This is a genomic window from Bacillus kexueae (assembly GCF_022809095.1).
Lineage (GTDB): Bacteria > Bacillota > Bacilli > Bacillales > Aeribacillaceae > Bacillus_BZ > Bacillus_BZ kexueae.
In genome coordinates this window covers 194,684-207,524 of the sequence record NZ_JALAZE010000002.1, presented here as the reverse complement: position 1 = coordinate 207,524, position 12,841 = coordinate 194,684, and the positions used below count along the sequence as shown (strand labels likewise).

Annotated in this window: 10 protein-coding genes; 2 read left to right on the top strand and 8 right to left on the bottom strand. The window is 38.5% G+C overall.

Annotated elements, in window-relative coordinates:
• Window positions 1-87 precede the first annotated feature (87 nt).
• From ML543_RS05265 to zapA, 6 genes are all read right to left on the bottom strand, one after another.
• Entirely contained in the window at window positions 88-1,779 is a 1,692-nt protein-coding gene (locus ML543_RS05265; protein WP_243386108.1) for a long-chain-fatty-acid--CoA ligase, read from the bottom strand.
• Window positions 1,780-2,084: 305 nt separating this feature from the next.
• Complete coding sequence (locus tag ML543_RS05260) at window positions 2,085-2,495, bottom strand: DUF350 domain-containing protein (RefSeq protein WP_243386107.1); 411 nt, start codon at window positions 2,493-2,495, stop codon at window positions 2,085-2,087.
• Window positions 2,496-2,512: 17 nt separating this feature from the next.
• Window positions 2,513-4,879, bottom strand: coding sequence for an endonuclease MutS2 (locus ML543_RS05255; protein WP_243386106.1), 2,367 nt, complete (start codon window positions 4,877-4,879; stop codon window positions 2,513-2,515).
• Window positions 4,880-4,919: 40 nt separating this feature from the next.
• A complete protein-coding gene (polX, locus tag ML543_RS05250; protein ID WP_243386105.1) occupies window positions 4,920-6,644 on the bottom strand; it encodes a DNA polymerase/3'-5' exonuclease PolX in 1,725 nt (574 codons plus the stop codon).
• Between the two features lie 243 nt (window positions 6,645-6,887).
• A complete protein-coding gene (locus ML543_RS05245; protein ID WP_243386104.1) occupies window positions 6,888-7,442 on the bottom strand; it encodes a CvpA family protein in 555 nt (184 codons plus the stop codon).
• A gap of 5 nt (window positions 7,443-7,447) precedes the next feature.
• Window positions 7,448-7,705 carry a cell division protein ZapA gene (gene zapA, locus ML543_RS05240; RefSeq protein WP_243386103.1) on the bottom strand — a complete coding sequence of 86 codons (258 nt, stop codon included), beginning with the start codon at window positions 7,703-7,705 and terminating at the stop codon, window positions 7,448-7,450.
• Window positions 7,706-7,884: 179 nt separating this feature from the next.
• Here zapA and rnhC point away from each other — a divergent pair, with 179 nt between their 5' ends.
• Both rnhC and ML543_RS05230 read left to right on the top strand, forming a co-directional pair.
• On the top strand, window positions 7,885-8,817 hold the full coding sequence (rnhC, locus tag ML543_RS05235) for a ribonuclease HIII (RefSeq protein WP_243386529.1): 933 nt from the start codon (window positions 7,885-7,887) through the stop codon (window positions 8,815-8,817).
• 22 nt (window positions 8,818-8,839) lie between these two features.
• A complete protein-coding gene (locus tag ML543_RS05230; RefSeq protein ID WP_243386102.1) occupies window positions 8,840-9,085 on the top strand; it encodes a cytoplasmic protein in 246 nt (81 codons plus the stop codon).
• A 72-nt stretch (window positions 9,086-9,157) separates the two neighbouring features.
• Here the strand turns inward: ML543_RS05230 and pheT are convergent, their stop codons facing one another.
• On the bottom strand, window positions 9,158-11,569 hold the full coding sequence (gene pheT / locus ML543_RS05225) for a phenylalanine--tRNA ligase subunit beta (RefSeq protein ID WP_243386101.1): 2,412 nt from the start codon (window positions 11,567-11,569) through the stop codon (window positions 9,158-9,160).
• Between the two features lie 12 nt (window positions 11,570-11,581).
• On the bottom strand, window positions 11,582-12,616 hold the full coding sequence (pheS, locus tag ML543_RS05220; protein ID WP_243386100.1) for a phenylalanine--tRNA ligase subunit alpha: 1,035 nt from the start codon (window positions 12,614-12,616) through the stop codon (window positions 11,582-11,584).
• Between the last annotated feature and the right edge of the window lie 225 nt (window positions 12,617-12,841).

Below are 12,841 nucleotides of genomic sequence, written 5' to 3'. Positions count from 1 at the left end.
TTTTATAAATAGGAACCGCTCAGTTCTTCTCTTTTGTCCCTTTATACGGAACTTTTAAAAAAAGCTGCCAAAGAAGAAATGGCAGCTTTAGTGTACCTCATTCAACTTCTTCTTTTCTTCTTCGATAAGCTGGCGTCGTAATATTTTTCCTACAGCGGTTTTCGGAAGCTCTTTTCGGAATTCGTAAATACGAGGAACTTTATATGCCGCTAAATGCTGACGGCAAAATTGATCGAGCTCTTCTTCAGTCGCTTGCATTCCTTCCTTCAGCACGATATACGCCTTCACTGTTTCCCCACGATACGGGTCGGGAACCCCAGCCACAACCGCTTCTTGAATTTTTTCGTGTTCATACAATATTTCTTCAATCTCACGTGGGTAAATATTGAACCCACCGGCAATAATCATATCTTTTTTCCTGTCAACTATATAGAAGTATCCGTCTTCATCCATGTAACCGACATCCCCTGTATAAAGCCATCCATCCCGAATAACTGCACTCGTCTCTTCTTCGTTATTCCAATAGCCCTTCATAACTTGTGGACCTTTCACAATGATTTCACCATATTCATTCGGTCCTGCTATCTCACCTTTTTCAAATGAGTAAATGGCTGAATCGGTATTTGGCCAAGGAATACCAATGCTCCCTTTCTTCCCATTGGTCGAATGAAGTAAGTTGGAATGTGTGATTGGTGAAGCTTCTGATAATCCATAACCTTCCACAAGCTTTCCACCTGTTTCTTTTTCGAACTTTTGCTGCACTTCAACCGGAAGAGGTGCCGAACCGCTTATACAATATTTAATCGATGATAAGTCATATTTCTTCAAATGCTCGTGATTCAACAAACCGATATAAATCGTTGGTGCTCCAGGAAATAATGTTGGCTTTTGTTTTTGAATGGACTTCAAAACAGTAGGGACGTCGAATTTTGGAATGAGAATCATCTTGTACCCTTCCATAATCGACATATTCATAATAGCTGTCATCCCATAAACATGAAAGAATGGAATGATTCCTAAAATAGATTCTTCTCCACGCTTACAATCATGAAGCCAGACCGAACACATTTTAGTATTCGAAACTAAATTGTTATGCGTTAACATTACTCCTTTAGGGAAACCTGTCGTCCCTCCTGTATATTGAAGTATCGCTACATCTTCTTCAATATCTATTGGAACATCGAACTCCTTCGGATCCGATGTCTTCATAATATATTTCCACGGATGTACATCTTCCGTTTTTTCAATTTGAACAACCATATTTTGCTGCTTTTTTTGAACAATAGGATACAAAATATTTTTTGGAAACGGTAAATAATCTTTAATGCTGGTTACTATTATATTCTTCAGATTTGTTAGCGCTTTCACTTTTGATACTTTTGGGTACAACAAATCGAGTGTAATAATACATGTTGCACCGCTATCGTTCATTTGGTATTCGAGTTCACGTTCAGTATAGAGAGGGTTCGTTTGTACGACCGTTCCACCGATTTCTAAGATTGCATAATAAGCAATAACCGCTTGCGGGCAGTTTGGGAGCATGATGGAAACACGGTCTCCTTTTTGAACTCCTAATCCATGGAGGTAATTTGCCATTTTCAATGTCTGCTCATAAAGTTCATGGTAAGAAATTTCTTTCCCCATAAAATGGATAGCGATTTTATCCATAAATTCCTCAGCAGTATTTTTCAAATACAAATGTAACGGCTTTTTCTCCCAATAAATTTCATGCGGAATCTCAGGTGGATAGTGCTTAAACCACGGCCTTGAAAACTCCATTCAGTTGCCCCCTTTTTTCATTACCCCTTTTCTTTATTATAGCAAAATTAATTTCAGAAATTAATGTATTTTTAGATTTTATTCATAAACATTTTCTTTTATACAATAGTTGCAGTTACTTTTATAACTTAAAAGAGCCAAAAAGAAAACAGATGAGGAGTTCTAATTTAAACTCTTCATCTGTTTATTTAAATCAAAAGGATGCTTAATTATGCGAAAAAGAGCAAGTAAATAATACCAATTAATATAAACAATCCACATAAACCAAATAGAACTTTCGCTAACGTCTCCATTTTGCCTCTCCCTTATATTCCGATACTAGCTCCAATTACATAGGATAGTCCGATTGAAATCACCATGGATATAAATCCAACTGCTCTGTTATTCTGTTGAATTTCTTCATCAATTTTAAATCGAGGTGTCAAAAACTCAAAGATAAAGTATCCTAGTAGCAATAATGTAAATCCGTATAACCCCCAACCTATCATTTCCATAAGGGAGTTATGTTGTTCAATTGAGTATCGAAAGATGTTGGCAATTCCAAATATCTTTCCTCCAGTAGCCATTGCTACTGCAATGTTCCCTTTTTTAATCTCATCCCAATTTTTATATTTTGTGACCAATTCAAAGATGGCTAGAAATAAAAAACCACATAAAACAACAACACTATAATAAGCAGCTGTTTGAACGAGTTCATTTTCCCAAAATGGATTCATCGTTAAATCCCCTCAACTTATTTAAGTTCTACTACTGTTACACCGTTTCCGCCTTCTGAGACATCGCCAAATCTCATCGATTTCACAGATCGGTGATTTTTTAAATACTCACGAACACCCTGACGAAGAGCGCCCGTCCCTTTACCATGAATGATATTGACCTTTGGATATCCTGCCAACATAGCATCATCTAAATACTTCTCAACGCGCAATAGGGCATTCTCGTAGCGCTCACCGCGCAAGTCTAACTCTAAAGACACGTGGTAATCTTTCCCTTTAATCGTTGCTAATGGCTTTTCTTCAACTGGTTTTGGACGACTAATATATTCCAAGTCCTTTTCTTTCACCTTCATTTTTAATATACCAATTTGGACTTGCCACTCGGAGTCATTTACTTTTTCAACTAGATGTCCTTTTTGATTTAAGCTAATAACTTTCACTTCATCGCCAGCTTGAAGCGTTTTAGCAGCATTTTTCTTAACCGCGTTCGCTTTTTTAGTAGACTTTTCAAATTGCGGTATAGCTGTTTCCAATCTTTTTTTCGCATCAATTAATTCATGATCCTTTATAAGGGCATGCTGATTTTTTTGTAACTTTCGAAGCTCTCTTATAATTTGTTCCGCTTCTTGTTTTGATTCTTCTACTTTTTCGGCCGCTTTTCGTTCAGCTTCTTCATAAAGGCGGTCACGCTTTTCGTTAAATTCAATGATTTGTTTTTGTAATTCTTTATGCAACTGTTCTGCTTCTTTTCGAATAGTTTGCGCCTCTTTGTACTCTATCTCTGCTTTCTTTTTACTATCCTCCAACGAAGCTATCATCGAATCTACTTCATTATGATCCTCTGCAATTAATGATTTTGCTCTTTCTATTACATCTGACTTTAATCCGAGTCTTTTCGAAATCTCAAACGCATTACTACGTCCAGGAACTCCAATTAATAGCTTATACGTAGGAGAGAGTGTTTGAATGTCGAACTCAACACTTGCATTTATAACACCTTCTCGGTTATAACCGTATGCTTTTAATTCAGGGTAATGCGTGGTAGCGACGACACGAGCGCCACGATTCAACACTTCATCTAGTATTGAAATCGCTAATGCTGCTCCCTCTTGAGGATCCGTCCCCGCTCCAAGTTCATCAAATAATACGAGGGAACGATAGTCAACACGTTTCAAAATATCAACAATGTTCACCATATGAGACGAGAATGTACTTAAGCTTTGCTCAATCGATTGTTCATCGCCAATATCCGCATATACCGCATCGAAGACAGACATTACCGATCCATCTTGTGCGGGTACTTGAAGTCCTGATTGCGCCATTAATGTAAACAATCCAATTGTTTTTAACGTAACAGTCTTTCCCCCTGTGTTTGGACCGGTAATAACGATTGATGTAAACTCTTCCCCTAACACAATATCGTTGGCGACAACTTCCTCTTCTTTTAAGAGTGGGTGCCTCGCTTCGAAGAGCTTGATAATTCCTTCATTATTCATAGTAGGCTTAGATGCTTTAATTGATTTCGCATATCTCGCTTTCGTAAACATGAAGTCAATTTCTTTCATCATGAGAACATTGTGCACAATGGAATCTCCATGCTCACTGACCATTGCCGAAAGTTCAGCTAGTATGCGCTCAATCTCTTGCTTTTCCTTTACTCGTATCTGATTTAACGAATTATTTAAATCAACAACTGATTGAGGCTCAATAAATAATGTTGCTCCAGAAGAAGACTGATCGTGAACAATCCCTCCATACGCTCCGCGATACTCCTGCTTTACGGGAATCACATACCGATCATTCCGAATTGTAACAACTGCATCTGAAAGCATCTTTTGAGCTGAACTAGAACGTATAATCGATTCTAGTTTTTCACGTACTTTCGCTTCAGTCGATCGTTTGCTTGCACGAATGGATCGAAGGGCTTCACTCGCAGAATCTAATACTTCTCCATTATCATCTATACACCGTTTAATTGTTTTCTCTTCATCTGTTAAAATCGTTATTTGTCCAACATATTCAGCTAGGTATGGAAGGTGGACCTCTTCCTCTTCGACCATTTCCTCAATGAAATGTTTCATTTGTCGCGATGCATACAAAGTGCTCGCTGTTTCAATTAATTCATTCGGGCTTAAGACGCCGCCAATTTTAGCCCGTTTCACATGGGCTCTTACATCTTTTAATCCCCCTAACGGCGCATGCCCTTTTAAACGTAGCACTGTCCTTGCTTCATCCGTTTCAGCTTGCCACTGATTGACCTCTTCTAGTGTTTTAGATGGAAATAATTCATCTACTTTTTCTTTTGCTAAAGATGATGAAGCATGAAGCTTTAATTGTTCTTTAATTTTACCGAACTCTAACACGTCTAATACACGTTGTTGCACACTATTCCCTCCTGCAGTCAAACGTGCGCTGCCAACGCATTTAGGATTGACGTTGTTTACGCGCACGTAAATAGTTCAAAAATGATTGTTCATCCCATGTATTAACAATTGTCTCTTTTTGAATCCATCCCTTTTTAGCAGTCGAAACACCAATCGACATATGTTCAAGCATTTCTAAATGATGAGCATCCGTATTAATGGCTACTTTAACCCCTTTATCCTGTGCTTTTCGTAGATGTTCAGCGGAAAGGTCAAGTCGATTCGGATTCGCATTTAGCTCTAAAATGGTATCCGTCTCTTTTGCTAATTCAATTAATAAATCTATATCCACATCATAACCGTCTCGTCTCCCAATTAACCTTCCTGTCGGGTGAGCAATCATATCTACATGATGATTCAAAAGAGCATTTTTCAAGCGTTCCATAATGACCTCTCTAGGTTGTTGAAAACTTGAATGGATCGAAGCTATGACGAAATCAAGATTTTCTAACACTTCATCGTCATAATCAAGGGAACCATCGGGCAAGATGTCCATCTCAATGCCCTTTAAAATTGTGATTTCAGGGTACTTCTTCTGGATCTCATCAATTTCTTCCCCCTGTGCTTTTAAGCGTTCAGGTGTTAAACCATTGGCTACTTTTAAAAATTGAGAGTGATCCGTAATGGCCATATAACGATACCCTTTTTGAATACACGCTTGAACCATTTCCTCAATTGAGTACGCACCATCACTCCACGTTGTATGCATATGGAGGTCACCTTTAATATCGGTTAACGAAACGACCTCTTGTGGTGTCTCGTCTACTTCTTTTCCATCTTCTCGCAGTTCTGGTTCAATAAACGGTAAATTAAAATGCGCAAAAAACTCTTCTTCCGATGAAAAAGTTTTCATTTCCCCTGTTTCAATATTTTCGACTCCATACTCACTAATTTTTTCGCCCCTATCTTTAGCAAGCTGACGCATTCTTACATTATGGTCTTTTGAACCAGTAAAATGATGGAGCGTTGTTGCAAAAGCAGCTGGTTCAATAAGACGGAAGTCAACACTTACTAAAACGTCGAATCGAAATTGGATGGAAACTTTCGTATCTCCGTTCGCAATGATTTCATCGATGTTAGGCAGATTCACCAATTGCTCCCGTACGAGTGAAGGGTCCTCCGTTGAGATGATAAAGTCTAGGTCTTTAACCGTTTCTTTCATTCGTCGTAAACTTCCAGCACGACTGAATTGCTTTATACCTTCCATTCCCTTCAATTGCTCTTCAATTTTTTCGGCGATTGGTAACATATAGGCTAAGCTTAGACGATCTGGTCTTTTTCCGAATTCATCAATGGCAGCTAAGATCTTCTCTTCCGTCTTCTTTCCGAACCCTGGCAATGTTTGTACCTTTTCCTCTTCGCATGCTTCCTTTAACGAATCGATGTCTTTTACTCCAAGTTGCTGGTAGAGCTTTGATATTTTCTTTCCCCCTAATCCAGGTAACTTTAAAAGTGGAATTAACCCTTCTGGAACTTCATTTTTTAACGACTCTAAAACTTCTGATGAGCCCTTTTCAATAAATTCTTGAATCACAGCGGCAGTCCCTTTTCCAATACCAGCAATGGACGTAAAGTCATCAATATGAGCTAAACTTCGATCATCTTGTTCTAAAGCATTGGCTGCTTTTCGAAAGGCTGATATTTTAAATGGATTCTCTCCCTTTAATTCCATATAAATCGCAATCGTTTCTAGTAGCTGAATGACTTTCTTTTTGTTCATTTCCATCTATTCAGACCCTCCCTATAAATGATCTATGGTAGAGGCACCTTTGAAAAATCATTTCCAATCTAGTTTATATAAAAGATCTTTGCTTAAAGTTTGTAGTATTTGGTTAAATGAATAGTTACGTAAGGAGTACACCGTTGGGAAGTCGCCTCTTCGGCTCGTCATTTCTTGTCTAAAAATATACAGTGATACAAAAACAGCCTTAAGAAAAGAGAAGGACGATGGCATTAATCACCTCGTCCTTTATACGGCTTCACCATTTCCAATATACGTAATCCACAATTCGTGAATTTTATCTGAGAAGTACGGTGTGTGATTGACCATCAAATTGGCTAGAATAGAACCATCTAACAGCTGCTGCACACCACTAATCGGTAATAATGCGGCAATAAATAAAAGAATAAATACAATTAAATACGTTTCAACAAACCCTAAAATACTACCTAGTAAACGATTGACTTGCTTTAAAAACGGGAGCATGGCTACAAAATCGAGCATGGACCCGATGATTTGCATAGCAATCTTCGTCCCAACAAACAATAGAACGAAAGAAACCGCATGATAATAAGAATCTTCCAAATGCTCGCCACTTAATAAAGCAAAGACAGGATTTGATTCTCCTACTTGAGGATATGGAACCCATAAACGCAAAGTTGGAGCAAAATCATCGTAATACATAACAGCTACAATGTACGCAACGATAAAGCCTGTCAAATAGATAAACTGCAAAATAAATCCACGCTTCAGTCCGATTAATACTCCACCTAGTAAAATGATTAGTAAAATGAAATCCAGCATCTCGTTCAATCCTTTTCTTGTAGTTGTTTTTCAAGGTTTTCACAATACTCTTTTAACTTCATATATTCATGCACCATATTTACAGCGGTTAATACAGCTAATTTATTAATATCTAATTTTGGATTTTTTCGACTAATTTCTCGCATCTTATCATCTACAATAGATGCTACCATTCTCATGTGACTAGTAGATTCTTGACCAACAATTGAATATTGTTGTCCATATATATCAACGGTCGTTTTATTTTTAGGCTGTTCAGGCAAAGTTAATCCTCCATCCTATTCAAGTGAAACTTTTCTATCTCCGCTCGTTATCAAACAAAATCCTAAACATTATCATAACATGTTTCTAAACGTTATGGAAAGAACATACGCATTCAGGTTAAGATAATAGAAGGGATTTTATGACAGAACGAATACAAGAAGAAAGAGAGGTTCTCTCCTTGTCCAATCAAGTAATTAAAGTCGATTTAAATAAAATAGAGCAAATGAAAAAATATTACGCTCCTTTTCTATTACCTAAAACACCTCAAGGAGCGGTATTTTCGGCTAAAACAGAGGGGTGTACCATTACAGCCTACCGCTCAGGAAAGGTCCTTTTTCAAGGTCCGAACAGTTCCGAAGAAGCGAATCGATGGGAAATACCTATTTCAAACACAGCTAACAAATCTAAACAGGGTAAAAATTCGTCTCCATTCGCTCCTCCTGAATTAATTGGGACGATGTCGATAATCGGTTCAGATGAAGTAGGAACTGGAGATTATTTCGGTCCTATAACTGTAACAGCTGTGTACGTCGAAAAAACTAAAATTCAAACTTTACAATCATTAGGCGTAAAAGACTCAAAGCACTTAAATGATACACAGATTATCTCGATAGCCAAAAAGATTTTAAAAGAAGTCCCTTACAGCTTGCTTGTTTTACACAATGAAAAATATAACGACCTTCAAAAAAATGGCATGACTCAAGGGAAAATGAAGGCTATTCTTCACAACCAAGCCATTACACACGTATTAAATAAAGTTAAACCAACAGAACCTGAAGGTATCCTAATCGATCAATTTGCAGAACCATCTGTTTATTTCCGTCACAACGCTAATAAAACGATTCCGTTAAAAGAAAAAACGTACTTCAGCACGAAAGCAGAAGGCGTTCATATCGCTGTAGCTGCAGCATCCATCTTATCTCGTTATGCGTTTTTACACGAAATGGATAAACTTTCTGAGCGTGCTGGCTTTCAGTTACCGAAAGGGGCCGGAGCAAAAGTGGATGAATTAGCCGCAATGTTAATTACTAAAAAAGGTGTCGATTCGCTAAAGTATTTTACAAAAATGCATTTCGCCAATACAGAGAAAGCGATGAAGCGAGTAAAGTAGAACTAGTCGGAGGAGTTAACAAATGGAAGATGTATTTTACGCACATAAACATACGACAAAAAATCGTGAAAAACTAAAGGGAGACTCCGTTTGTGGATGCTTTCATTGTATCCATCTATTTGATCCATCTGAAATTAAGGAGTGGACAGACAATGGAAAGACAGCCCTTTGTCCTTATTGTGGGATTGATGCCATATTGGGAGAAAGTTCTTGCTACCCGATGACAGAGGTATTCTTAACGAAAATGAGGAATTTTTGGTTCGAATGATTACTGGAAAGAGCAGTGTCGAAGAAATAACCCATCAAAAAAGGATGCGAAACGTCGCATCCTTTTTGATAATTATCCGCGCAATGTTGCACCGAATTTTTCTTCTACTTGTGTTAAAACGTTTTGATGAGCTTTCGATACTTCCTCATCAGTTAACGTACGCTCAGGATCTAAGTAGCGTAGTGAGAAGGCTACAGATTTCTTTCCTTCGTCTAAATGCTCTCCTTCATATACGTCAAATACTTTTACATCTTTTAATAGCTTTCCACCTGCTTGAACGATTACTTCTTGTAATTCTCCTGCTGAAACAGCCTTGTCAACGACAAGAGCAATATCCCGCGTAATAGATGGATATCGTGGAATCATCTCATAAACAAGCGGTGCCACTTCATAGCGTAACAATTCATCTAATGCTAATTCAAATACATACGTTTCGCTCAAATCATAGTCTTTTTGCACTGTTGGATGGAGCTGACCTACAAATCCAACGAATGTCTCACCTAAGTAAATTTCCGCTGTACGTCCAGGATGCATTCCTTCACGCTTCGCTTGCTTGAACGTAATCGAAGATGTCACATTTAATGTTTCAAATAATCCTTCTAAAATACCTTTTACGACGAAGAAATCTACCTTTTTCTTTTCACCTTGCCATAACTGTTCATGCCATGTACCTGTCACAACCCCAGCTAGACGTTCTTTTTCAGAAGGCTTTGTCTCTCCCTCTGAGACGAATACAGAACCAATCTCATAAAGAGCGACACTATCAATTTGACGGGCATTATTATACTTCGTCACTTCTAATAAATGTGGAATTAATCCTAATCTAAGCACACTGCGATCTTCGCTCATCGGAAGGGCTAATCGTGTAAATTCACTTTGCTCAAGAGCAAATAATCCCGCTTTGTCTTCGCTTGTTAACGAGTAAGTAATAGCTTGATACAAACCAGCCCCTTCTAAATAACGACGGACACGACGACGCTTCTTTTGATACTCTGTTAACATTCCAGGAGATTGAGAAGCTTGAGGTAAAGTAGTCGGAATGTTGTCATATCCAAATAAACGAGCTACCTCTTCGATTAAATCTTCTTCAATTGTAATGTCTCCACGACGAGTCGGAACCGTAACATATAATTCTTCTCCTTGAACTTGAACGTCAAATTGAAGACGCTTGAAAATGTTCACCATCTCTTCCAAAGAAATAGATGTCCCTAATACACGATTAACTCGCTCTTGCGTAATCGAAACCGTCTTTGGTTCAACCGTTAATTCGTTGACTGCTACAACTCCGTTAAGAACGGTTCCATTCGCTAATTGCGCCATTAATTGCGCTGCGCGATCAAGCGCTTCTAGTACACGATTTGGGTCGACTCCTTTTTCAAAACGAGCGCTTGCCTCACTTCGTAATCCGTGGTCTTTTGATGCTTTACGAACGGTTTGACCTTGGAAATAGGCAGCTTCAAGTAAAATGTTTGTCGTATCTTCTTGAACTTCAGAATTTGCTCCACCCATAACTCCCGCTAACGCTACAGGTTCATTGCCGTTAGTAATTACAAGGTGTTCACTAGAAAGCGTTCGTTTTTGCTCGTCTAACGTTACAATCTCTTCTCCTTCTTTCGCCTTTCGAACGACAACTTCTTTCGAACCAAATCGATCGTAGTCAAAGGCATGTAACGGTTGACCGTACTCCAATAAGACATAATTTGTGATATCAACAACATTGTTATGAGGGCGAATGCCTGCTGCCATAAGACGTGTTTGCATCCATAATGGAGATGGGGCAATTTGAACGTTACGAATTACTCTTGCAGCATATAACGGATTATCCTCTTTCGCCTCTACTGAAACTGAAATGTAGTCAGCTGCTTTTTCTTCCGCTGTTTCAAGCTGAATGTTTGGCAATTTAACCGGTTGATTTAAGATTGCTGCCACTTCATACGCCACACCAAGCATACTTAAACAATCGGAACGGTTTGGTGTTAATCCTAACTCCAGTACTTGGTCATCAAGATTCAGAACTTCTAGTGCATCGCGACCTACTTCAACATCACTCGAGAAAACAAAGATACCTTCTTGATACTCTTTTGGTACTAACTTGCCTTCAACCCCAAGTTCTTGTAGGGAACAAATCATTCCATGGGAAGCTTCGCCACGCAGCTTCGCTTTTTTTATTTTAAAATTTCCAGGTAGTACGGCACCCACTTTTGCTACAGCAACTTTTTGTCCTTGTGCGACATTTGGTGCACCACAAATAATCTGTACTGGTTCTTCTTCCCCAACATCTAATAAACACTTGCTTAATTTATCAGCATTAGGGTGTTGCTCACGTTCTAATACGTGACCAACGACTACACCTTTAATTCCTTCGTTTTTAACCTCGACACCTTCTACTTCGATTCCGCTTTTTGTTATTTTTTCTGCTAGTTCTTGAGCAGTTACATTGGTCAAATCAATGTATTCGCTTAACCATTTAAATGAAACGAACATCGTTTTACCTCCTTACGCCTGTTTAAACTGATTTAAAAATCTCACATCGTTCGTGTAGAAATGACGAATATCATCAATTCCGTATTTCAACATGGCAATACGCTCTGGTCCCATACCGAATGCAAATCCACTATACTTCTTCGAGTCAAACCCCGCCATTTCAAGAACGTTTGGATGAACCATTCCAGCACCTAAAATTTCAATCCATCCTGTTCCTTTACATACATTACACCCATCTCCACCGCAAGAGAAGCAAGAAACATCTACTTCAACAGATGGCTCTGTAAACGGGAAGAAACTTGGACGCAAGCGAATTTCACGGTCTTCTCCAAACATTTTCTTCGCAAATACTTCGAGTGTCCCTTTTAAGTCGCTCATTCGAATGTTTTCATCAACAACTAAACCTTCGATTTGTGTAAATTGATGTGAGTGTGTCGCATCATCATCATCACGACGATACACTTTACCAGGACAAATAATTTTGACAGGACCTTGTCCTTTAAACTTTTCGAGTGTTCTAGCTTGTACTGGCGAAGTATGGGTACGCATTAATACTTCATCTGTAATATAAAAAGAGTCTTGCATATCACGAGCTGGATGGCCTTTCGGTAAGTTTAAAGCTTCAAAGTTATAATAGTCCGTCTCCACTTCAGGACCTTCTTCTACCGTATAGCCCATTCCAATAAATAAATCTTCAATCTCTTCGATCACAGCTGTTAGAGGATGACGATTTCCCATACGAGAAGGTCTTCCAGGTAATGTCACATCAATCGTTTCTGCACTTAATTTCTTCTCAACTTCTTCTTGCTCAAGTTGCTGTTGTTTTTTAGCAATTTCTGTTGCAATTGCTTCACGAACTTCATTCGCTAGTGATCCAATTTTCGGACGTTCTTCCGGAGATAATTTTCCCATCCCACGTAATACTTCCGTAATCGGACCCTTTTTTCCCAAATAGGAAACGCGAACTTGATTTACCATTTTTAAGTCAGTTGCTTCTTGAACTTGTGCTAGCGCTTCATCGCGAAGCTTAAGTAACTGCTCTTGCATATATATCCTCCTTTAATTCATCGTTTATGTCTTCAGCATTACACTGATGTAATTTATTCCAAATCTGTTCTCGTATACATTGTTGCTTTTACAACTTTTTTTGTTGGGCAATACGCTACAGACACTTACTTACATCTACATCTCAAAAGAGTCTTGCGAATTCATTACAAAGAGTAAAAATTCCCCTGAACAATGAAAAGCCTACTCCAAATAAAAAAACTCGCC

Coding starts and splice junctions, on each gene's coding strand:
- ML543_RS05265 (WP_243386108.1), bottom strand. CDS start 1,779: ATGGAGTTTTCAAGGCCGTGGTTTAAGCACTATCCACCTGAGATTCCG.
- ML543_RS05260 (WP_243386107.1), bottom strand. CDS start 2,495: ATGAATCCATTTTGGGAAAATGAACTCGTTCAAACAGCTGCTTATTAT.
- polX (WP_243386105.1), bottom strand. CDS start 6,644: ATGGAAATGAACAAAAAGAAAGTCATTCAGCTACTAGAAACGATTGCG.
- ML543_RS05245 (WP_243386104.1), bottom strand. CDS start 7,442: ATGCTGGATTTCATTTTACTAATCATTTTACTAGGTGGAGTATTAATC.
- ML543_RS05230 (WP_243386102.1), top strand. CDS start 8,840: ATGGAAGATGTATTTTACGCACATAAACATACGACAAAAAATCGTGAA.
- pheT (WP_243386101.1), bottom strand. CDS start 11,569: ATGTTCGTTTCATTTAAATGGTTAAGCGAATACATTGATTTGACCAAT.
- pheS (WP_243386100.1), bottom strand. CDS start 12,616: ATGCAAGAGCAGTTACTTAAGCTTCGCGATGAAGCGCTAGCACAAGTT.